The organism is Synechocystis sp. PCC 7509, assembly GCF_000332075.2.
Taxonomy (GTDB): domain Bacteria; phylum Cyanobacteriota; class Cyanobacteriia; order Cyanobacteriales; family Chroococcidiopsidaceae; genus Aliterella.
Genome location: NZ_ALVU02000001.1, coordinates 4164634 through 4187666 on the forward strand (window position 1 = coordinate 4164634; position 23033 = coordinate 4187666).

General features: G+C 41.2%; 21 protein-coding genes. 12 read left to right on the plus strand and 9 right to left on the minus strand.

The features are described 5' to 3' along the window. Positions 1–12 precede the first annotated feature (12 nt). Positions 13–1386, minus strand: a complete 1374-nt coding sequence (locus SYN7509_RS0220805) for a cytochrome P450 (protein ID WP_009633545.1) — start codon at positions 1384–1386, stop codon at positions 13–15. 252 nt (positions 1387–1638) lie between these two features. Further along, positions 1639–2589, minus strand: a complete 951-nt coding sequence (gene rbsK, locus SYN7509_RS0220810; RefSeq protein ID WP_009633544.1) for a ribokinase — start codon at positions 2587–2589, stop codon at positions 1639–1641. 30 nt (positions 2590–2619) lie between these two features. Here rbsK and SYN7509_RS0220815 point away from each other — a divergent pair, with 30 nt between their 5' ends. Next, complete coding sequence (locus SYN7509_RS0220815) at positions 2620–3600, plus strand: phosphotransferase (RefSeq protein ID WP_009633543.1); 981 nt, start codon at positions 2620–2622, stop codon at positions 3598–3600. Between the two features lie 3 nt (positions 3601–3603). Here the strand turns inward: SYN7509_RS0220815 and SYN7509_RS0220820 are convergent, their stop codons facing one another. Both SYN7509_RS0220820 and SYN7509_RS0220825 read right to left on the minus strand, forming a co-directional pair. After that, positions 3604–4161, minus strand: coding sequence for a Uma2 family endonuclease (locus SYN7509_RS0220820; protein ID WP_009633542.1), 558 nt, complete (start codon positions 4159–4161; stop codon positions 3604–3606). 47 nt (positions 4162–4208) lie between these two features. Next, positions 4209–4772 carry a sugar O-acetyltransferase gene (locus SYN7509_RS0220825; RefSeq protein WP_304412704.1) on the minus strand — a complete coding sequence of 188 codons (564 nt, stop codon included), beginning with the start codon at positions 4770–4772 and terminating at the stop codon, positions 4209–4211. Positions 4773–4970: 198 nt separating this feature from the next. Between SYN7509_RS0220825 and SYN7509_RS31430 the strand changes: the two genes are divergently transcribed. The 5 genes from SYN7509_RS31430 to SYN7509_RS0220845 are packed head-to-tail and all read left to right on the plus strand — an operon-like array spanning position 4971 to position 9234. Then, the gene (locus SYN7509_RS31430) at positions 4971–5096 is read left to right on the plus strand and encodes a hypothetical protein (RefSeq protein ID WP_255327320.1); all 126 of its coding nucleotides are present in this window, start codon (positions 4971–4973) and stop codon (positions 5094–5096) included. Between the two features lie 43 nt (positions 5097–5139). Continuing rightward, on the plus strand, positions 5140–6339 hold the full coding sequence (locus SYN7509_RS0220830) for an ABC transporter substrate-binding protein (RefSeq protein WP_227501518.1): 1200 nt from the start codon (positions 5140–5142) through the stop codon (positions 6337–6339). A gap of 4 nt (positions 6340–6343) precedes the next feature. Beyond that, complete coding sequence (locus SYN7509_RS0220835; protein ID WP_009633538.1) at positions 6344–7249, plus strand: carbohydrate ABC transporter permease; 906 nt, start codon at positions 6344–6346, stop codon at positions 7247–7249. Between the two features lie 2 nt (positions 7250–7251). Then, complete coding sequence (locus SYN7509_RS0220840) at positions 7252–8115, plus strand: carbohydrate ABC transporter permease (protein ID WP_009633537.1); 864 nt, start codon at positions 7252–7254, stop codon at positions 8113–8115. A gap of 30 nt (positions 8116–8145) precedes the next feature. Then, the gene (locus SYN7509_RS0220845; RefSeq protein ID WP_009633536.1) at positions 8146–9234 is read left to right on the plus strand and encodes an ABC transporter ATP-binding protein; all 1089 of its coding nucleotides are present in this window, start codon (positions 8146–8148) and stop codon (positions 9232–9234) included. A 91-nt stretch (positions 9235–9325) separates the two neighbouring features. Here the strand turns inward: SYN7509_RS0220845 and SYN7509_RS0220850 are convergent, their stop codons facing one another. The 3 genes from SYN7509_RS0220850 to hemC all read right to left on the minus strand — a co-directional run bounded on the left by SYN7509_RS0220850 (position 9326) and on the right by hemC (position 12674). Beyond that, positions 9326–9889 carry a hypothetical protein gene (locus SYN7509_RS0220850; RefSeq protein ID WP_009633535.1) on the minus strand — a complete coding sequence of 188 codons (564 nt, stop codon included), beginning with the start codon at positions 9887–9889 and terminating at the stop codon, positions 9326–9328. Between the two features lie 199 nt (positions 9890–10088). Further along, complete coding sequence (glgA, locus tag SYN7509_RS0220855) at positions 10089–11507, minus strand: glycogen synthase GlgA (RefSeq protein WP_009633534.1); 1419 nt, start codon at positions 11505–11507, stop codon at positions 10089–10091. Between the two features lie 198 nt (positions 11508–11705). Next, positions 11706–12674 (minus strand): hydroxymethylbilane synthase, encoded by a 969-nt coding sequence (gene hemC, locus SYN7509_RS0220860; protein ID WP_009633532.1) that lies wholly within the window; start codon positions 12672–12674, stop codon positions 11706–11708. A 176-nt stretch (positions 12675–12850) separates the two neighbouring features. Here hemC and bchI point away from each other — a divergent pair, with 176 nt between their 5' ends. From bchI to SYN7509_RS0220885, 4 genes are all read left to right on the plus strand, one after another. Then, a complete protein-coding gene (gene bchI, locus SYN7509_RS0220865; RefSeq protein WP_009633531.1) occupies positions 12851–13957 on the plus strand; it encodes a magnesium chelatase ATPase subunit I in 1107 nt (368 codons plus the stop codon). A 6-nt stretch (positions 13958–13963) separates the two neighbouring features. Next, positions 13964–14245, plus strand: coding sequence for a hypothetical protein (locus tag SYN7509_RS0220870; protein WP_009633530.1), 282 nt, complete (start codon positions 13964–13966; stop codon positions 14243–14245). Between the two features lie 298 nt (positions 14246–14543). After that, a complete protein-coding gene (locus SYN7509_RS0220880; RefSeq protein ID WP_009633529.1) occupies positions 14544–16091 on the plus strand; it encodes a metallophosphoesterase family protein in 1548 nt (515 codons plus the stop codon). Positions 16092–16136: 45 nt separating this feature from the next. Beyond that, on the plus strand, positions 16137–19514 hold the full coding sequence (locus SYN7509_RS0220885) for a CHAT domain-containing protein (RefSeq protein ID WP_009633528.1): 3378 nt from the start codon (positions 16137–16139) through the stop codon (positions 19512–19514). 7 nt (positions 19515–19521) lie between these two features. Here SYN7509_RS0220885 and SYN7509_RS26540 read toward each other — a convergent pair whose 3' ends face one another. Further along, positions 19522–19905, minus strand: a complete 384-nt coding sequence (locus tag SYN7509_RS26540; RefSeq protein ID WP_009633527.1) for a hypothetical protein — start codon at positions 19903–19905, stop codon at positions 19522–19524. Positions 19906–20032: 127 nt separating this feature from the next. Here SYN7509_RS26540 and SYN7509_RS0220895 point away from each other — a divergent pair, with 127 nt between their 5' ends. Together SYN7509_RS0220895 and SYN7509_RS0220900 are read left to right on the plus strand one after the other, a co-directional pair. Next, entirely contained in the window at positions 20033–21235 is a 1203-nt protein-coding gene (locus SYN7509_RS0220895) for a glycoside hydrolase family 10-like protein (RefSeq protein WP_009633526.1), read from the plus strand. Between the two features lie 162 nt (positions 21236–21397). Then, the gene (locus SYN7509_RS0220900; protein WP_158506176.1) at positions 21398–22408 is read left to right on the plus strand and encodes a CsgG/HfaB family protein; all 1011 of its coding nucleotides are present in this window, start codon (positions 21398–21400) and stop codon (positions 22406–22408) included. Positions 22409–22433: 25 nt separating this feature from the next. Here SYN7509_RS0220900 and SYN7509_RS0220905 read toward each other — a convergent pair whose 3' ends face one another. Beyond that, positions 22434–22955 carry a GNAT family N-acetyltransferase gene (locus SYN7509_RS0220905; RefSeq protein ID WP_009633524.1) on the minus strand — a complete coding sequence of 174 codons (522 nt, stop codon included), beginning with the start codon at positions 22953–22955 and terminating at the stop codon, positions 22434–22436. Positions 22956–23033 lie beyond the last annotated feature (78 nt).

Here is a 23033-nt window from a genome sequence, read left to right on the forward strand (position 1 = left end):
GAATGATCGCACTTAAACTAAAACAGGCTTTTCTTGTTTCTTTAATTGCGTAACTACCATTTGCATATTTGCTGGCGGCGCGACAGTCAACCCGCGCCTTGTTGGTTTAATTGGACGATTATTTACTAACTTCAATTCGCAGCTAGTCAAAATAGTCGCCAGTGCCAACTTCATCTCAAACATGGCAAAGGCTGCACCAATACATCTACGGTTACTCCCCCCAAAAGGTAAGTATTCGTAAGGTGAAAATTGCCTTTCTAAAAAGCGCTCCGGTTTAAACTTTTTCGGTTCAGGATAAATATCTTCTCTCTGGTGGGTGAGATAAGTAGAAACTAATAACAATGTACCGGGTTCAAATTGGTAGCCCATAATTTCCATCGGTACTTTTACCACTCGCGGAAAGGGAGTTATCGCAATAGGATAGATCCGCAATGTCTCGCAGCAAACCGCATTCAAATAAGGCAAACGTGCAATATCGCTAAAATTAGAACCCGCAGGTAAAGTTTTAAGTTCGTTTAGTAGTTTTTCTTTAACTTCGGGTAACGAATCAATCCAATACAACGCCCAAGATAAGGCGGAGGCAGTGGTTTCGTGTCCGGCAAATAGTAATGTTATTAATTCGTCTCGCAATTCTTCATCAGTCATTGCTTCCCCTTGTTCATCTCGCGCCGCTAAAAGTAAACTGAGAATGTCATCGCGGTTAGGATCGTTCTGCTGTCTTCTTTCTCTAATTTCTGTTATCAGTAGACTATCAATTTGCTGTTTGAGACGTAAAAAACGCCCCCAAGGACTCCAAGCACCCCAGTCTTTTTGTAATGAAGTAAAAAATAGCAATAACGAACTTACGGGAGATCCCACCGAATCTAACATAGTTGTTAAAACTTGCCTCAATTGGTTAAATCGTTCTCCTTCATGGATACCAAAAACAGCGTTAAGAATCACTTGCAAAGATATTTCTTGCATTGACGATCGCACCTTAAAGGCTTTTCCTACCTGCCACTGACTAATTACTTGTTCTGTAACGTTATGAATTAACTCCCCATAAGTGCGTAAGCGATCGCCATGAAAGGGCGGCATTAATAATTTTCGCTGCCGTTGATGTTTTTCTCCTCCTAGCAAAATCATTGAGTGTTCGCCTAATAGTGGCAACAATATATCGTTGGCGCTATTTGTATCAAATAATTCTGCGTTTGCGGTGAATATTTGTTCTATCGCTTGGGGATTAGTGAAATAGACAACTAAAGGCGATATATTTTTGGAAATTGTAAAACTTTCTCCATATTTTGCCGCCCGTTCTTCAAGCACTTTAAACGGATTAAAAATCCACTTAATTGTACTGATCCTCCGCATTAAAACTGAATTACTTGGGCCATCTGGAATTGTCATAGTTTTTATCTTTAAATTTTTAGGTTGATTACTACTTTGTTAAGCTTTTGCTAATTTTAACTTTGCCGATCAGTTCCACTTTTGTACTTATCAAATACCTCTTTTAGTTAAGCAATTCTTATTAATAAAACTCTTGACTTTTGTTAAACAAATATCGTATTATGAGATTGTATTGATCTAACTAAATGCTTGTTAAGAGCAGGTGAGTTAGGTGCGTGACGGACAATAGTCCGTTGCGCGGGATGAGTTAATTTAGAAGTTATTTTTAATTGCTCCTCTTGCTTGTAAAAAATCAATTAAAACATCTTTAGTGGGCATAGATGACTGCGTCCCCGACGTTGTTGATGCGATCGCCCCAGCAGCCGCGCCCCAAACCACTGCTTGTCGTAATGGTAGCCCTTCGACTATTGCCGCCGCTAAACCGCCATTAAAAGCATCTCCCGCCGCTACGGTGTCTACCGTTTCCACCGGGAAAGCTGGAACAAAAAATGTTTCCTCCTTAGTGGTACAAATTACTCCTTTTACTCCTAGTTTAGCGATCGCGCATCCAACACCGCGCTGCAATAAAATATGGGTGGCTTTAGTTGCCGATTCTATATCAATTACAGGAAATCCTACTAACGAACCGATTTCTGTTTGATTGGGCGTAATAATATCAACTAACGGGTAAAGTTCGGCAGGGATATCTTTTAAAACTGGTGCAGGATCGAGAATTACTTTTACTCCCAAACGTTTAGCAGCTTGGGCAGCTAATAGAATAGTTGGCAAGGGAACTTCAAACTGCATTAGCAAAACCCGACAATTGGGTAGTAAGCTAATTAAGTTTTCTACATCGATGCTATCTACACGCCCATTAGCACCAGGAATAACAATAATTTGATTTTCCCCCGCATCATCAACACTTATTAGCGCTACGCCACTACTAATATTTTCATCTATAAATACATTTTCTGTATTTACTCCTACAGATTGCAGAGTTTCAAGTAATTGGTTGCCAAAACTATCGTTACCGACACGCCCTACCATGTAAGTATCAATTCCTAGCCGCGCCATTGCTACAGCTTGATTTGCGCCTTTACCACCAGGTAGAGTAAAAAATTCGTGTCCTAGTAAAGTTTCACCAGGTACGGGTAATTTTGGCGTTTTAGCAACTAAATCCATATTAATGCTGCCAAAGGCGATCGCGCAGGGGTTATTGCTCATAGTTATTTAATTATTAATCAAGTTAATTGTATGTCTTCTAAGTTTATTACTGTAATTCATTCAATTCCTTCTAGTGGAGCATTAGAACAAAGTGTATTATGCCATTATCAAATTGACAAACTTCAAAGCTGCCGATTACTTAAACGAGGACTGAATGACACTTACTTAATAGAGACAGAACAAAAGCAATATATCTTGCGAGTTTATCGCCATAGTTGGAGAACTAAAGAAGAAATTGATTTTGAACTAGAACTATTGAACTTTTTATATAAAGCTAATGTAGCGGTTTCTTATCCACTTGAAAAAAGAACAGGTGGTTTTATAACGGCAATTGCTGCTCCTGAAGGGACTCGTTATACTGCTTTATTTTCTTATGCTCCTGGTAAAGTAGTAGATAAAAAAATAAATAGCGAACAAAGCCGCAAGTTAGGAGAAACCGTTGCAACTATTCACCAAGCTACGGACAACTTTAAGAGTAGTTTTAACCGCCCTGAATTGAATAGCGAATATTTATTAGATTCTTCTATAAATGCGATCGCACCCTTATATAAACATAGAAAAAATGACATTGATTACTTATACAAACAAGCTGAAAACCTTAAAAATAATTTAATAGCATTAGACTTACCAAACTGTTCACCTTTTTATGGGATCTGTATAGGCGATGTTCATGCAGGAAACACTCACTTTAATCAACTAAATCAACCAACATTATTTGACTTCGATCAATGCGGCTATGGCTGGAGAGTTTTTGATATTGGAAAGTTTATAAATACAGCAATTGTTTGGAAACTAGAAAGTAAAATTATAAGCTCATTTTTAGAGGGTTATCAAACAATTCGTCAATTAAATGAAATTGAACTTAGAGCAATTCCTATGTTTACTAAAATCGCTCACATTTGGGTAATGGGAATTAGTGCAAGTGTAGTTGGAGATGTTTTGCCTTACGGTTGGTTTACTGATGATTGGTTGGATAACAAGCTAGAGTTATTTAAGCAACTAAGTGATTGATATTCAAACACTTATTACATCTTCATACACTTCTGTCATTGTGAGTTGTAAGTTCACCGAGTCCAAAATTACGCCATCATTTTTACCCAAAATATATTTAATCCAGTTATTATCTTTATCTTTGCGATAAAGTTCTACCTCTACCTCATCTTGACTAACTAATACATACTCCTGTAAAGCCTCTATTTTCTTATAAGTCAGCAATTTTTCTCTGCGATCTATATTTTCTGTGCTTGGTGATAATACTTCAACAATTAGACAAGGTTTAGTCAAAAAAAACTTTTCTGTATCCTGAGAATTACAAGTAACCACTACATCAGGATAATAAAATACATTATCTGTTTCTACCCTGACTTTCATATCAGAAGCGAAGACTTGACAACCACTTCCGCGTAAATGATTCTTTAATCTATTGTGAATATTTCCAGTAATCAAGCTGTGTTCGCGGCTACCTCCCGTCATTGCAAATACTTGTCCATTCAAATATTCGTGACGAATTTGGCTAGAGTCTTCTACTTTCAAGTATTCAATTAAGTTTATGTAGGTTAATGGTGCTTGCATAGTTTTAAACAGTAAACTTATCTATTTAATCTTAACTTGTACTGAGCTTAACTAACAGAGCGAACAACTTTACAAGGATTACCTACAGCTATTACATTTGCAGGGATATCTTTAACTACAACACTACCTGCGCCAATTGTCGTATTATCGCCAATACTTACACCCGGACAAACAATCGCCCCGCCACCGATCCACACATTATTACCAATATTAATTGGTGCAGCTAGTTCTTTTTTAGTTTGGCGAATTTGGGGATTTGTGGGGTGGTAAGCCGTGTATATTTGCACGTAAGGAGCGCATTTAACATTGTCTCCAATATGGACGGTGTTGCAATCAAGAATTACACAACCATAGTTCATGTAAAACTCATCTCCCACATAAATATTGCTGCCATAGTCGCAATGAAAAGGGGGAATAATTTGAATTTTTGCTTCTATTTTACCGAATAACTCTTTAAGAATTTGAAAGCGCAAATCTGGTTCGTCTACGGTTGTAAAATTGTACCTTCTTAGTAGCCGAGATGCGCGTTTACTGTCGGCGGCTAATTCAGAGTTTTCTGCTAAATACAACTCTCCCGCCAGCATTTTTTGCTTCTCTGTTTTTTCCATCATTATTAGTTTTTAGCTCTACATCTAAAATCACAAATAATGTAACGATTTGATAATAAACATCAACTTTCATTGCTTGCAGAAGTTAATTATAGCACTTATCAAAGTTATTTTTATACGTCTTAAAGAGGAAGCTTTTGGTAAAAATATTATTGTATTTTTGAAAGTCATAGAAACTTGAATACTTGTTCAAACTGGTAATTGTCTCAACCAACTAAAGATTTTTATAAAAATAGCAACCTATTTAGTAGCAAGATTGTTTTGGCGATCGCATTCCATGAAACTAACGTCAGTTCGGCTTATAAAAAAGTATTTTCGGCTGATTAGTGTTGCTTTAGCAATCCTTGTAGGCATAACGTTTATATTCATCGTGCCAGCCAAATCCCAGCAACCCGTTGTGCTGAACTTGTTAATGACTGCCCCCGATGCCCAACCTTGGCAGCAAGGTATTGTGAAAGACTTTGAAACCAAGTATCCAGGGATTCGCGTCAATGTAATTGAAGGGCCAAACGCCACCAATTTACTAGAAGACCTTTATACCTCTGCGTTTATTTTGGGCGATTCTCCTTACGATTTGGTCAATATGGACGTAGTTTGGACACCCAAATTTGCGGCGGCGGGGTGGTTAAAAGACTTAAGTAATGAATTTTCTAGCGACGAATTAGCCGTATTTTCGCCCAACGATATCGAAGGAAGCCGCTACGAAGGCAACCTCTACCGCGTACCGATTCGTTCTGACGCGGGAGTGCTGTACTACCGCAAAGATTTACTCGCCGCCGCCGGATACAAACCGCCAGAAACCTTTGACGAATTATTAAAAATCTCTCAAGCTATACAGAAAAAAAATAAAGACACTTGGGGCTATTTATGGCAAGGTCGGCAATACGAAGGATTAGTTGCCATGTTTGCGGAAGTTTTGGAAGGATATGGCGGTTTTTGGATAAATCCCACAACTTTAGAAGTTGGATTAGACCAACCTGAGACAATCCAAGCTATAGAATTTCTCCGCAGTACGGTAAAAACTGGAGTATCGCCGCCGGGAGTAACTACCTACCAAGAAGAAGAAACAAGACGAATATTTCAAAGCGGTAAAGCGGTATTTTTACGCAGTTGGCCCTATGTTTGGCCGTTAGCAAATGAAGATAGTTCGCCCATTAAAGGCAAAATTGGCATTAAACCAATGGTTAGCGCCCCCGGAAAAAGTGCCGGAACTTGTTTAGGTGGCTGGGGTTTAGGGATTGCCAAATCTTCCCCTCACCAAAAAGAAGCAATGACAGCAATTCGCTACTTTACAAGTAATGAAGCGCAGCGCAATTTTATTTTAAAAGCTGGTTATGTACCCAGTAGACGGGAATTATTCAGCGATGCCGAAATAGTGGCTAAATATAGCTATTACCCGCAATTACTAGAAATTGTTGGCAGTTCCGTGTTACGCCCTGCGATCGCTCAGTATGCCCAAGCCTCAGATATTTTGCAACGTTACCTCAGCGCCGCTTTAACTAATAGTCTGACTCCCGAACAAGCTATGAAAGCCGCCGCCAAAGAAACACGGCTGTTATTAGGCAAATAAAATTATGAAAACCGACACCATCCGCCGCCGAGAACAAAACACTGCCTGGATAATGCTTTTACCAGCGCTGCTGCTGCTTTTGCTTGTATTTGCTTACCCAATTGCGCGGGCTTTTTGGCTAAGTTTGTTTACACAAAATTTGGGTACAAAGCTACAAGCAGAGTTTTCTGGCTTAGATAATTACGTCCGCATGGCAGGAGATGGGCGTTTTTGGCAGAGTTTTTTAACTACTAGCATTTTTACAACTACTTCTGTTTTGCTAGAATTATTGCTAGGAATGGGCATTGCTTTAGTATTAAATCAACGCTTTTTAGGTCGCAGTTTAGTCCGCACCAGCGCGATTTTACCTTGGGCTTTACCTACAGCTTTAATTGGACTGGCTTGGGCATGGATTTTTAACGACCAGTTTGGCGTAGTTAACGATCTTTTACTGCGATTAGGGTTAATTACAACAGGGATTAACTGGCTGGGTGAGCCAAATTTAGCAAGAATTGCGGTAATTTTTGCCGATGTGTGGAAAACAACGCCTTTTATTAGCATTTTACTTCTAGCTGGATTACAATCAATTTCCGCAGACCTTTACGAAGCCCACGCTATTGATGGCGCAAGTCCTTGGCAGAGTTTTCGCCAAATTACTCTACCTTTATTAATGCCCCAAATCTTGATTGCGGCGCTGTTTCGATTTGCTCAAGCTTTCGGGGTTTTTGACTTAATTGCTGTAATGACTAATGGTGGCCCTGGGGGTGCAACGGAAGTAGTATCGCTGTATATCTACTCTACAGTTATGCGTTACTTAGACTTTGGCTATGGTGCGGCATTGGTAGTTGTAACTTTTTTATTATTAGTGGTGATGGTTGCGATCGCAAGTTTCTTGTTAAGTAAATCTCGCCCTACTAAAGGAATGGCTTAAATATGGCAGTAATTTCTAAAAAAGCCGCAACTATCAGTTTTTCCTGGCAAAATATTGTTTTAAGCGTCGCAGTTATCTTAGTTACTATATTTTGTCTAGCACCGATACTGTGGCAAGTATTGACATCTTTTAAGGTTAACGAAGATATTGCCGCGATTCCTACTAAATATTTTCCCAGCCGTTACACCTTAAACCATTACATCGAATTATTTGCGCGGCGACGGTTTTGGGCATACATCCTCAATAGCGCTTTCGTGTCCATTACTTCAACTGTGGTGGCTTTGGCCATTGGTGCGCCTGCGGCTTACGCTTTAGCTAGGTTGCGCCCTTGGGGAGGAAAAGTAATTTTAGCCGGGGTTTTGATTGTGACTTTATTTCCCGGCATTTTATTATTTTTAGGTTTATTAGAAGTAGTCCAAGCTTTGCACTTAGGAAATAACTACTTATCGCTAATTATTCCTTACACAGCCATCAACTTACCTCTAACTATTTTGGTATTACGCAGCTTTTTTGAACAGTTACCCAAAGATTTAGAAGATGCGGCAAAAGTTGATGGTTACAACACTTGGCAAATGCTAACGCAAATATTGTTACCGATGACTATTCCAGCTTTGGTAACTACAGGGATTTTGACCTTTATTTTTGCTTGGAATGAGTTTATTTTTGCTTTAACATTTATGACCCGCGACGAATTAAAAACTATACCCGTCGCGGCGGCGCAATTGGGCGGTGCTTCCGTATTTGAGATTCCTTACGGGCCGATTGCGGCGGCTACAGTTATCGGTACTTTGCCCTTAGTAATGCTAGTTTTGTTTTTCCAACGCAAGATTGTTCAAGGTCTAACGGCGGGTGCGGTGAAGGGATAATAATTTTACAAATTGGGTAGATAAAAACTTATGGCTAAACTAGAACTTATAAACATCAATAAAACCTATAGTACAAAAGTTGTCCCCGTCAAAGATATTAGCTTGAGTGTGGATGATGACGAGTTTTTGACTTTATTAGGACCATCCGGTTGCGGTAAATCTACTACACTGCGCCTAATTGCGGGATTAGAAGAACCTACAAGGGGAACAATTAAAATTGGCAATGTAGACGTAACTAATACTAGACCAGGCGATCGCAATATTGCGATGGTCTTTCAAAGTTACGCCCTATATCCCCACCTCACCGTTTACGAAAATCTTTGTTCAGGACTCAAACTAAAAAAAACTCCCATAGCCGAAATTAGACAAAGAGTTGCCCAAGCGGCGGAAGTTTTGGGACTAGACGCGGGTTTAATGAACCGCAAACCCGGACAACTCTCCGGCGGACAACGCCAACGAGTAGCCGTTGGTAGGGCTTTAGTGCGTCGCCCGGATGTATTTTTGTTAGATGAACCCTTAAGTAACTTAGATGCGCTGCTGCGCGAACGAGTCCGCGCTGATATCAAACAAATATTTGCCGCCCAAAAAGTCCCCGTAGTTTACGTCACTCACGACCAAACCGAGGCGATGACCCTTTCAACCAAAGTCGCAGTTCTAAACAATGGCTACGTGCAGCAGCTAGACCCCCCAGAACGCATATATAGCCATCCTGCTAACCAATTTGTAGCCGGATTTGTAGGCAGTCCGCAAATGAATTTACTTACTTTGCCATGTCTTGGACGTTATGCAATGTTGGGTGACTTCAAAATTAATTTACCTAAAAATATAACAACCGTACCGCCACAAATTGTTTTAGGTATTCGTCCCGAAAACGTCCGCATTCCACAACCAGGAGATACGCAGATAATTCAAGGAAAAATGTTCTTGAGAGAACATTTAGGTATGCACGATTTAGTTAGCGTCAAGGTCAATAGTTCGCTAAGCGAAGATATTACAGTCCGGGTTTTATTACCTACAGGTCAAAATTGGAGTGATAGAGATATTACTTTAGCACTGCCTGCTCAAAATATTCATTGGTTTGACGTGCAAACAGGAGATGCTTTATTTAGACAGAGTTAATTTTGCGTTGTCCAAAATCTTTTATAGGGGCGAATGCCAGCAGCGCCCCTATAATGTTTCTAGAGATTTCTATTAGTTGATTGCAAAAATATTACAGTCTTGCACATTGGTCTTCTTTATTACCTTGAACGATATTTCTTCCTCCAGTTGGAGTTGGATTATTCTCTTTGCACTGCAAGTTACCATTAATGCGATTACTCCCAATCAACACTCCTCTTGTGTTTTGAAATGCTTGCAAGTCTGCCCCAATTTTGTTGTTTCGTGCTGATAGAGATCCAGAATTTGATTCAAATTGCAAACTACCATTAATAGTATTTCCGGTAATAGTTGCAGCTTTTCCTTGCTTAATTTGAATGCTACCTCCAATGGATGAAGCAGAGGTAACATTAACTAAAGCTGCATTTTCAGCCTGAATATTGCCGATGACTCTAATGCCAGTTGCAGTAAGTTTGGCATTTGACCCTACAACAATATTGCCTTGAACTCTAGTAGCATTGAGCCTACAAGAAGCACCATCTGGAACTTTTAAGTTATCAACAGTCACAGCACCAATTGTTCCGCGACAGACTCTTTCTTCAGCATTGCTCACTTCAGGAAATACAAGATTGCTGCCTGCCAATAATGCGATCGCAGAAAAAACAGAAATCGTTTTCATAATTCAAGCCCAAACTTAACTACAAGTAAATTCTTAAGACCGATGACTCTGTTTGACTGACAAGAGTTCCTTGTCAAAGTCTGAGGAGGTGCATAGTATCTTTCTGAAAGTCTTGCTAGTAATAGCTTCTCTTTCGCTCAAACAAGAAAAAACGCTTCAGTCTTCTACCTCACCAAGACTGAAGCTATAACAGAGATGACTATTTAGTAACTAATTCCGGCGGTTCTACCGTTTCGGTTTCTGGTGGCAAACCGTACATTGACCTATAGAGATTCACGTACTCTTTAGCCGATTGCTCCCAACTAAAGTTTTGACTCATACCGCGTTGCTGCAATGCTTTCCAGTTTTCTTTATACTGGAACCCCTCCCAAGCCCGTACCATACAGGTATAAAGGTCTAAGGGTTCATAGCGGTCAAAGCAGTAACCTGTACCCGTATGGTTACTAGGGACATGATGAGTAACTGTATCAACAAGTCCACCCGTACGCCGGACAATGGGGACGCATCCGTAACGCAAAGCTAACATTTGACTGATACCGCAAGGTTCAAACCGACTAGGCATTAAGAAAGCATCGCTACCCGCGTAAATCCGCCGCGCGATCGCATCGCTGTAAAGTAAATAAGTTGCCATCCGTCCGGGATAGCGCGAAGCAAGTTGCCATAACTGAGTTTCGTAGTAGCGATCGCCTGTTCCTAACAATACAAACTGAGCATCGGTATAAGCAAGAAACCTGTCTAAGGTTTGCAATACTAAATCAATCCCTTTTTGTTCGACTACTCTTGTCACCATTCCCACTAAAAACGCCTTGGAATTGATTTCTAAACCAACTTCTTCTTGCAAAGCAATTTTATTCGCAAAACGTTTCTCTAAAGTGTCAGCATCAAAGGTTTGGGTAATATATTTATCATTGGCGGGGTTATACATTTCTGTATCAATCCCGTTAACTATTCCCGATAGTTTACCGCTAATAAAAGACATCAAACCTTCTAGAGTTTCGCCATAAGCCGGGGTTTTGATTTGGGCGGCGTAGGTGGGAGAAACAGTATTAACGCGATCAGCAAACTGTACCGCCGCCGCCATTGTATTATGTCCTTGCATATACCAAGGACACCAAGTAATTTTTTCTAAATACCAGCGCCAAGGCCCTTGATAGGCGAGGTTATGAATTGTAAAAACTGTCATGATATCGGGAGATTGATTCATCCACACCGGAATCATGCCTGTATGCCAATCGTGACAGTGGATAATGTCTGGTTTCCAATAATTCCAGCAAAATTCCGCCGCGCCATTGGAAAATAGTGTAAACCGCCAATCTTCATCATCTCCACCATAAATCCGACGTGGCGAGAAGTTGGGATGAGAAAATAAATATAATGGTACGTCTGTACCTGGTAATACTGCTTCGTGGACGGAAAAAGACTCAAACATTGCCGCGCCATACCAAACGGGTTCGGAAGGAATCGGCATTTTATCAGGCAAAAAACCGTAATAAGGCATGAATATTCGCACATCATGCCCCATTGCTCTTAGGACTTTTGGCAAAGCCCCAACTACATCCCCCATTCCGCCGACTTTAGCAACGGGCGCTGCTTCGGCTGCAACAAATAGAATTCGCATGGTGATTTTGGCGTTTTCTTTAAATTAGTACCGTCATCATATTAGAGTTCGGAGAAAAATCGGGAAAAGAGGTTAAAAGGTTGAAAATTAGCGAAAGTTCGATCCCCCCTAACCCCCCTTGAAAAAGGGGGGAAAATATCTGGAGGTCTTACTTTTAAGCGAAAATCCTCTTAAACTCTGATTTGCAGACAATTTATTTTAGCCTCGTTGGACTGCTTCAAATATTGTCTCTAAAATCTCCTTAGCGCCTTGTTTTCTCAAAAGCTGGGCTAACTCAATTCCCACATCTTCCGGTGCTGCAACTTGACCTGTTACTGTACCAGTAACCACTTGCTGTCCGTCAACACTGGCAACAATTCCGGTCAAAGTTAAGTTTTCTCCATCTATAACAGAATTAACGCCAATGGGTACTTGACAGCCGCCTTCTAGTTCTCGTAAAAAAGCTCGCTCTGCTAAAGTGCGATCGCGTGTTGGTGCGTGTTCAATGGCTTTAAGTAATGCTAATACTTCTGTATCATCGCTGCGACATTCAATCCCTAAAGCTCCTTGTCCGACTGCATGAAGGGAAATTTCTGGCTTTAATATTTGACCAATGCGATCGCCCATTCCTAATCTTTGCAATCCCGCCACTGCTAAAATAATTGCATCAAATTCGCCAGAGTCGAGCTTTGCAAGCCTGGTAATTAAATTTCCCCGAATATCTTTAAACGTTAAATGGGGGTAATGGTGACGCAATTGAGCTAAACGGCGCAAAGAAGAAGTCCCAATTACTGCCCCTGGGGGTAATGTCTCAATTTGCAAGTCGCGGTATTTTTCATGAAATACCACCGCATCGGCAGGATTTTCGCGTTCAGTGACAACGCCCAAAACTAAACCACCGGGTAAATTTGTGGGTAAATCTTTTAGTGAATGCACGGCAAAATCTATTTCTTGCTGCAACATCCCAACTTCAAGCTCTTTAGTAAATAAACCTTTGTCACCAATTTTTGCTAGAGCTACATCTAAAATTTTGTCGCCTTGAGTTGCCATTGTATGAACTTCAAACGTGCGATCGGGATAAGCTTTTTGTAACTGTGCTTGTACCCAGTGAGTTTGCACCAAAGCTAATTGACTAGCGCGAGAACCAATCCGAATTGTGCGGGGAGGACTAGAAACAGTTGCAGACATATAACAGCAATCTAATAGAAAATTTAATTACACGATCTAGCCTACCGCAGCGATCGCTCCTCGCCATGTAACTAAACATCAATTTTTATGCAAAGTCCAACAATGATTGGTTGTTTCCTGCCAGTGTGGCAAAATTATAAACGGTATCTTTGACAAATTTTTCTAGGTAAGTGTAAGTGAGTCCAACCCCCCTAGCCCGTCGCGTCGTATTTCCTTTTACGGCAATTGTCGGTCAAGAAGAAATGAAACTAGCATTATTATTAAACGTTATCGATCCCAAAATTGGCGGCGTAATGATTATGGGCGATCGCGGTACGGGTAAATCTACCACAATCCGGGCGCTTGCTGATTTACTCCCAGAAATTACGGTAGTTGCTGATGACCCCTTTAATAGCGATCCCAAAGACCCCGATTTGATGAGCGACGCTATCCGCAGCCAGTTAGAGCAACAAGTAGAACTTGCTGTAGCCCAAAAAAAAGTTCCGATGGTAGATTTGCCTTTAGGCGCTACCGAAGACCGAGTTTGTGGCACTATTGACATTGAAAAAGCCCTGTCGGAAGGAGTCAAAGCTTTTGAACCGGGGTTACTTGCTAAAGCTAATCGCGGCATTCTTTATGTTGACGAAGTCAACTTATTAGACGATCACCTTGTAGACGTGCTATTAGACTCGGCTGCAAGCGGCTGGAACACTGTTGAACGAGAAGGAATATCTATTCGTCACCCCGCCCGATTTGTGTTGGTTGGTTCGGGCAATCCTGAAGAAGGAGAATTGCGCCCCCAACTGCTCGATCGCTTTGGAATGCACGCCGAAATCCGTACCGTCAAAGAACCCGCTTTACGAGTGCAAATTGTTGAGCAGCGCACAGAATTTGACCAAAAGCCCCAAGAGTTTTTAGTAACTTACGAGCCTCAGCAAGTAACTTTACAACAACAAATTGTTAGCGCCCAGCAGCTTCTACCTTCGGTAAATCTTGACTACGATTTGCGGGTAAAAATTTCTCAAGTCTGTTCGGAATTAGACGTTGATGGTTTGCGGGGTGATATTGTCACTAACCGCGCTGCTAAAGCTTTGGCGGCTTATGAAGGACGCACCGAGGTGACTATTGACGATATCCGTAAAGTAATGACTTTGTGCTTGCGTCACCGCTTGCGAAAAGACCCTTTAGAGTCTATTGATTCGGGCTACAAGGTAGAAAAATCTTTTAACCGCGTATTTGGATTGGAATCAACAACTGATTCTCAAACAAATGGTGTTGGTCAAACTAAAACCAATGTCCGCTAATTGCCCATGAGAATCTATCGTTTTTGGCTAAATGCCTTAGTTTGGTCAAGCCAGTATAACCCCGCCGCTTTTATCGAATTATTGATGCTATTTCTGGCGATGGTTTTACTGGTAATTTGGGGCTTTGTTCCTCATTGGGCTTATTTGGTGCTGTGTTTGAGTTATGGAATTGGGGCATCGGTTTCGATATCGGTTCGGGAGGCGATCGCTCATTCTCCCCAGGCTCAAGCGGCTCAAGTTACGACTGTAGTATTAATTATTACTAGCATTTATGTTTTATTTACTTGATTTTGGGCTTTAGAGAGATGCAAAAACCGCGCTCAAGCTTTTAACTTGCAATTGAGTATTCTGTAAGAAAAACCAAGATATGGGGGGTCTGCCCCCCAAACCCCCCATTGGGGGACGGCTTGCCTCCCCCAAACCCCCTGCAAAAGGGTCTTATCGATGGGCATCCTAGTTGTGTTTGCTCTACACAGTTACTGATTGAGCGCCCAAAATACATCAATAAAAAAATATAGAAAGTAAGTAATTAAGTAACTAAGTAATTAAGTAATTAAGTAATTAAGTAATTAAGTAATTAAGTAATATGAGATTTGTTTCCGATCCACCCATTTCTGTCAAAATTCGCAAGATGAAACAGCGAGTACGGTGGCAAGATAAAGCAATTACTGAGCGGGGTATTGACCAAACTAAACTTGTTTTGGGCGATCGCACTCCTGATAACCCAAACTTCTCATTTTTGGTGGTGGGAGACAGTGGCGCTGGCCCTCAAGGCGGTCACAACCCCCAAAGGCAAGTTGCCTTGCAAATGCTAAATCATAAAGATTCTAGCCGCTTTGTCCTCCATACTGGCGATGTTATCTACCTCGTTGGTTCTAGCGAATACTATTACAAAAACTTTATCAAGCCCTATCGAGAATTTATCGTCGGTGGCGAACATCCTAAAAAAATTGATTACGACAAAATGGTTTTTAATAAGCCGTTTCTTCCCGTTCTTGGCAATCATGACTACTACGATTTGCCGTTTATTTACGGGCTAATGGCTCAAACTGCTTTGCCTTTGCGCCGCTTGCTACAGTCAAAGCTAGATATCGATATTGGTTGGCATGGTTCTCACCAGGGTAAAGCCTACGCTCAAGCGTTTATGGACTATCTTAAGGATTTTGAAGATGAAAAAGAGCTAGTTCGCCATCTCGATCGCCACTATACGGCTAAAACTAACTCCGGGCGATGCCTTTATTACGAACCGGGCAACTTTACTCGTTTACCTAATCGCTATTACAGTTTTCAAAGTGGGGGAATAGACTTTTTTGCCCTCGACTCTAATACTTTTAATTCGCCTTTACCTTTATCTAAAGATTTGGCGGGAATTGAGGAACGCCATAAGTTAGAACAACGGCGCGATCGCCTAGAACGCGAAAAATTATCCTATATTGAGGAGTCTACTCGGCTTAGTTCGGCAAATTCTGAACAATTAGACGATCTGCGTACCAAAATTGAACAGCTAGACGAGTTGCGTAATGATATTGATAAGCAATTAGCCGCCGATGAAACTACTGTAGTTGACACTGAACAATTAGACTGGTTTGCTAATAATTTAATTGCATCGTGGCAGAATCCCGAAGTCCGAGGACGGGTAGTTTACTTTCACCATCCCCCCTACGTTACTGAAGCAACTAAGTGGCATCAAGCACAAACTATTGCTGTACGCGATCGCTTTCGTGAAGTTTTAAATAAAGTTGCAAGGGAGCTTGGCTCTTTAAAGGGCGATCGCCCTTTAGTAAACTTGGTTCTAAACGGTCACGCCCATTGTTTAGAATATCTCCGTACAGGCAATACCGGACACGCTGATGCTCATATTAATTGGATTGTTTGCGGTGGTAGTGGTTTTAGCTTGCGCCGTCAACGTAATGAAGGAGTCGAATTAACCGAAACTCCTGGCGGTAAAGTAAACGCTAGAAGTCTCTTATATATCGGTCGTGAAGGTCAAGGCTCCCAAAAACGCCGCCCTTACTCGTTTTTACGGATCGATGTTCTTGATGGCATTCCGCCCAAATTTGTGATTAGACCCTTTGTGGTCGAGCGTTTTCAAGGAAAATGGAGCAATAGCGAGATTGAGCCATTTATTGTTTAATAGTAAGCAATGCGATCGCGCAATTGCAAAATAAGGAGCAATCCAGTGAAAAAACTGATGAAAGTATTAGCTTTGGCGATCGCGTTGTCTAGCCTAACTATGCCGTTAATAGCTCCTACCCAAGCACAAACACAAATATCTCCGGCTCAAGAATTACAAAAACTCCTTCAGCAAGCGGTTGAACAAACCGAAGCTGGACAGTTGCAACCGTCGCTCGATACGCTGCAAAAGGCCTTAGTTCTTGCCAGAAGACTAAAAGACACAAAAACCGAATCGGAGATATTAACGGCAATTGCGTTAACAAAAACTGTCATAGCTGCGGTGGCTGGTTCGACTCCCACCGCTCCACCTCCTCAAACTTCATCGCTCATTGAACAAGGTTTGCAGCAAACAAAACTTGGAGAACCGAATAAAGCGATCGCAACTTTTGAACAAGCGTTGACTTTAGCTCGGCAAAGTAAAGACAAACAAACGGAAGCTACAGCACTCCTTGGTATTGGGCTTAATTATGGCAACATCGGACAATCGCAAAAAGCTTTAGAATTTTACAATCAAGCTCTCCCAATTTTTAAAGCAACAAAAAATCGCGGGGGAGAAGCTACAGCTTTAAGCAATATTGGGGAAATTTATCGCGCTACCGGAAAACCCCAAAAAGCTTTAGAAGTTCTGAATGTTGCTTTGCCAATTTTTAAAGAAATTCGCAGTCGCGCCCAAGAAGGCAGCACTTTAAATAGTATTGGTGCAGTTTACAACAATATTGGGCAGCCTCAAAAAGCTTTAGAATTTTATAACCAAGCTTTATTAATCACTAGAGAAGTTAATAATCCTGGTCAAGAAGCAACAATTCTCAATAATCTGGGTAAAGTTTATCAAGAAACAGGCGAACCCCAAAAAGCCTTGGAGTATTACAATGGCGCTTTAGTAGCTAGTAGACAAATCGGTTATGCCAGCCAAGAGGCTACTACTTTAAATAATATTGCGGGAGTGTACTTAGCAACGGGGCAACCTCAGCAAGCATTAGATGCTTTAAACTTAGCTTTACCAATTGTCCAAAAAATCGGCGATCGCCCAAAACTTGCCGGAACTCTAAATAATCTGGGGGAAGTTTACAAGGAAATTGGACAACCCCAAAAAGCCTTAGAGTATTACAACCAAGCTTTACCCATTGCCAAAGAAGTAGGCGACAGATCGGGAACTGGCATTACTCTAAATAATATTGCGGGAACGTACTTAGTAACCGGAAACCCCCAAAAAGCCCTAGAATTTTACAATCAAGCTTTGCCAATATTTAAAGAAATAGGCAACCGCACCCAAGAAGCCACGACTATTAACAATATTGGTGAAGTCTACAACACTATTGGGCAACCACAAAAGGCTTTAGAATACTACAACCAAGCTTTGCCAATAGTTAAAGCCGCCGGGGATTCAAGGCTCGAAGGTACGGTTTTAAATAATATTGGCGGAATCTATACCAATATCGGACAACTCCAAAAAGCCCTAGACTTTTACAACCAAGCACTGCCACTATTCAAAAAAGTTGGCGATGTGGCACAAGAATCTACCACTTTAAATAATATTGGAGTTACTTACAATGCCTTGGGACAGCTAGAAAAAGCCTTAACTTATTACAACCAAGCTTTGCCAATTCTTCAAAAGGCAGGCGATCGCCCGGTGACGGCTACTACCTTAAATAATATTGGGGAAGTCTATCGCAATCTTAAGCAACCTCAAAAAGCTTTAGAATTTTACAACCAAGCTTTGCCGATTTATAAAGAAGTTGGAGATGTTAGCGGCGAAGCTGTCGCTTTAAATAATATTGGTTTAGTTTATTACCAAAGCAAACAGCAAGAGCAGGCGCTAACTTATTACAACCAAGCTTTGCCCATCGTGCAGAAAATCGGCGATACCAGAACTGAAGCAGCGATTTTTGGCAATATTGGTACACTTTATCGAGATACAAATCAACCTATTGAAGCAATTAAAAATCTAGAAAAAGCTGTAGAAATTACTTTAAAAATTCGTAGCGGATTAGAAAAAGCAAACCGCCAACAGTTTTTAGAAAGTAGTAACGGTAGGGGAGTTGGCTTAATTAGCTTACTTATAGACCAAAATCAAGGCGATCGCGCCTACCAATGGGTAAATGTTACTACTACCGCCGATCTTGCCGATTATTCTCGCTTAATTGATGCCAAAGTTGCGAACCTTGAAGCACAAAAAGCTATCGAACAATGGAATCAATCTAACCGCCAGTTAGAAATATTACGCCAACAATTGCAAGCAAAGTTTTCCATTGAACTATCAAGTCAAGTTGATAAACTGCAAACCCAAGTTAATCAACAAGCGGAAACCATCGCCCGTCGTTTTCCTGAAGTCGCTGAACTATTTGAAACCACACCCACTGATATCGCCAAGTTACGGGCAAATATCCCCGCCGGGACAGTAATTATTCAGCCAGTCTTGCTTACAGGAGTTAGTAACGTCCCCGATACAATTGCGCTATTTGTTGTAACTAAAGATAAAGTTACAGTTACAAAGCAACCCCTTGATATCAAAGCTTTTGATGCTTTAGTTACGCAGTATCGTCAAGAACTAACTGACGTTAGATTCCCCAAAAGATTTCGCGCGACAAGTACCAAACTCTACGATATTTTGATCCGTCCCGTAGAAGCTCAAATTGCTAAGGCAACTCAATTAAGTATTATTGCTACGGGAAAACTACGTTATATCCCTTTTGAAACCTTAATAGATAACAAAACGGGTAAGTATTTAATTGAAAAGTATCCCATTAATAATCTCACCCGTCTTTCTAGTCGCTCTTGGCAACAACCGCTAAATAAAAAGTTAAATCTGCTGGCTTTGGGCAATCCTTCCCCTAACGATGGACGTAATCTTGCTGGCGCGGAAGCTGAAATAAAAAGTATTACACCTCTATTGCCAAGTCAAACCTATTTAAAAAAACAAGCTACTTTAAGTAATTTCCGCAACCAAGCTCCCCGTTTTTCTATTCTGCACTTAGCAACTCATGGCTGTTTCCAACCCCAAGGCTGCGCTGACTTAAAAATGTCAGCAAATACTTTATTATTTAGCGATCGCACTCTCAATATTGCCGATGCAGCATTACTTGGACTCAAAAATACTGATTTGGTTGTATTAAGTGCGTGTCAAACCGCCTTGCAAACCTCTTCTAATGGTGAAGAATTTGCCGGAATTGCTTATTTATTTGAACGGGCGGGTGCTAGAAGTGCGATCGCCAGTCTCTGGTTAGCTAAAGATGAAGAAACAAAACAACTCATGGTTGAGTTTTACAAAAATCTCAAACAAGGTAAAACTAAAGGCGAAGCTTTGCGGAGTGCGAAACTCATCCTAATTACCAAGCATCCTTTGTATTGGTCGCCGTTTATCTTAATTGGTGATGCTCACTAAAACAAGTTTATTTTTTAGCAGGTTCTAAGCGGACAATCCGCCCATTGCGATTACTTCTGTATACCCACGTACGATTATTTCCCGACACCACCACACGCCAACCTTCTACCAAAGCTTGAGTGCAGATTTCATCAGGTTTAGCAATTCCCAAGCAGCCATTTGACCAAGTTTGGCGACTGTAACGAGTAATTTTTAGTTTTTCTGGAGAAATTCCGGTTTGCTTAGATAAATCTGTAATTACAGCACTGGCAACGCGATCGCTCAAACTCTCGACTACCGCAGGCTTTTGAACTTCTGCTTTTGCTGTCTCTACCGGGAAAAAATTGGCGGCTAAAATTATTATCGCTGTCAAAAATAATAGAGCGATCGCTCGCTTTAAAACATAATTCATATTTAATTGCCGCTTTAACAGACAGACAACGCCACAATGTTAATTTGTTTCTTAATATTAGGCGGTTTTCGCATCGGCAACTATAGACTTTTAAAATCGTCAAACCATAAAACTTAAATTTGCCCCAATGATGTTGAAGTTACACCGATTAAAGTCTGAATTTATTTTAGTAATTGCTTTGGGCTTCTGTTTAGTGATGATGTTGCAAAGCGGCTCTGCGCAGCCGCTAAAAACTGCTAAAACTGAGTTGCGGGGCGTGTGGATGACAAATATTGATAGTGATGTGCTATTCAAACGCGAAGTCTTAACTGCGGCGTTGCAGAACTTAAAAACCCTAAATTTTAACACCGTCTATCCCACCGTTTGGAATTGGGGATATACCTTGTATCCTAGCCCCGTAGCGCAAAAAGTAATCGGGCGAAGTCTCGATCCAGAACCTGGATTAAAAGGGCGAGATATGCTCAAAGAAATCGTCACCCAAGGACACCAGCAAGGGCTAGATGTTATCCCCTGGTTTGAATTTGGCTTTATGGCTCCTGCCGATTCAAGTTTAGCCAAGCGTCATCCCAATTGGCTGACAAGTCGCCGCGATGGTAGCCGCGTTTGGGCGGAAGGTAAACACGATCGCGTCTGGCTCAATCCTTTTCATCCAGAAGTGCAAAACTTTATTCAAAGCTTGATTGTCGAAATTGTTAGTAAATACGATGTGGATGGGATTCAATTTGACGATCACTTTGGTTTGCCTTCGGAGTTAGGCTACGATCCTTACACCGTGAACTTGTACAAAAAAGAGCATTTTGGCAAAAATCCTCCAGCCAATCCTCAAGATCCCCAATGGTTGCGCTGGAGAGCAGACAAAATTACCACCTATTTGCAACGGGTATTTAGAGCTGTCAAAGCCCGCAAGCCTAAAGTCATCCTTTCTATGGCTCCCAACCCCCAGCGCGTGTCTTACGACTTGTTTTTAGCTGATTGGCAGAAGTGGGAACGCCGAGGGTTAATTGAAGAATTAGTTTTGCAAGTATATCGCAACGACCTAAATGTATTTATCAAAGAATTAGCTTATCCAGAAGTGCAAGCGGCTAAAAAACATATCCCTGTCAGCGTAGGGATTCTATCGGGGTTAAAAGATCGCTCCGTACCAGCAACCCAAATCCAAACTCAAGTTACCGCTAGTCGAGAGCGCAACTTTGCCGGGGTATCATTCTTTTTCTACGAAACCCTGTGGAATTTAAGCAGCGAAAAATCGAGCGATCGCCAAAATGCCTTTAAACACATTTTCCCCGACCAAGTAAAAAGACCAAACCTATTAGCGGGCTGGAAGGGATGAGTGTTATAAAATTTACACAGGGTTTTATAGTTTAGCTGTAAATTAAAACAATAAAATGCGATCGCTTTTAGCGCTAAAAGCGATCGCATTTTTGCAAAAATCCGGTAAGTCCATCAAAACTTTTGTATTTATATGCCAACGTTAATCGCTATTACCAAAAAAGTGAACATCAAAACTTGTTTTATCGGTTTGGGGTTAGGTATCTTAACAACGACAGGTTTATTTTTCCCCGCACCTGCTATCTTGTCTGCGCAATCTACGGCAGAAGTTATCATTGCTCAAGCACAAAAGCCTATAGAACGCAAACGTATTGCGGTATTAGATTTTGATTTTGCCAGCACTAGCGGGACGGGCTTTTATTACGATTGGCTAGGAATAGGGCCAGCGAAGGGTGTAAGTGACTTACTAACTAATGCTCTAGTTAAAGATGGCACTTACATCGTTTTAGAGCGCAGCAAAGTTGAAGAAATACTAAAAGAACAAAATTTTGGCGCTTCAGGGCGGGTAGATGCCTCTACGGCGGCGCAAATTGGCAAAATATTAGGAGCCGACGCTGTCATAATTGGCACAATTACGCAATTTAACGTAGAACAATCGAGATCCGGTCTTAATCTTGGCGGCTTTTTAGGCGGTCTAGGAGGTGGGAAAGAGAAAAATAAAGCGATCGTGCAAGTCAATTCCCGTTTGGTGAGTACGACTACGGGCGAAATTTTAGCCGTTGCGGAAGGAGAGGGTAAAGCCGATAAAAGCGGTGGCGGTATTCGATTTCGTGGTATTAGTGGCGACACAAGTACCAATAATGTAGATAGTTTGTTGAGTGCGGCGGCGGAGTCGGCGATCGCCAAAATGTCTGGCGAACTTGTTACCGCCAATAACAAATTAGCCACCTTACCGTCAGTTGTACCTACCGTCAGCGCTATAGTTGCCGACATTACAGGTAACTTGATTACCATCAATAAAGGTTCAGAGTCGGGCTTTAGAAGCGGGATGAATCTTTCTATTGAGCGGGTAGTCAAACAAGTTAAAGATCCCCAAACAGGTAAAGTGTTGCGCTCGATTACTTCTCCCATCGGCAGAGTAGAATTAATCGAAGTTAGTAACGGTTACGCCACAGGTAAAATAGTTTCTGGATCGGGGTTTAAAGTGCAGGATGTAGCAAAACCCGTACAGTAATTCTAGAATGCGCGATCGCATTTATCTAAGGCGCGATCGCTTCTTTTGCAGATATTGCATAAACTCGGACGGTTTTATTCCACATAAAAGTATTTTTTTCGTAAGTCAAACCAACTTTTAAAGCTACTTTTTGCGATGCTATATTATCTGGATCGATCAGGGATATTAAGCGGTTTGCCCCTAATTTTTCCAAGCCATAATCGCGGCTAAAACAGGCGGCTTCGGTGGCTAAACCCATACCCCAGTATTCTTTTGCTAGCAAATAGCCAATTTCAATTTCTTCAGTGCCATCAACTAGCTGAGGTGTTAATCCGCACCGCCCAATTAACTTATTATTCATTTTATAAATTGTCGCCCACAATCCCCATCCTCTTTGCTCGTAAAACTTAAAAACTCTTTCTTCTAGCCACTGTTTTGTACTTTCATAAGTATAAGTGCTACCAAAAAATTTCATCACCACCGGGTCTGTATAAATTGCTGCCAAGTCGTCCAGATCGTCTAGTGTTATCTGCCGCAGAATTAAGCGAGATGTTTGGGCTACAATCATTTTTGCAGAAAGCCTGAATAAAGTTAGTTGATAAATGCGATCGCCGCAAAATCTACTTGCTATTTTTACTTAAATATT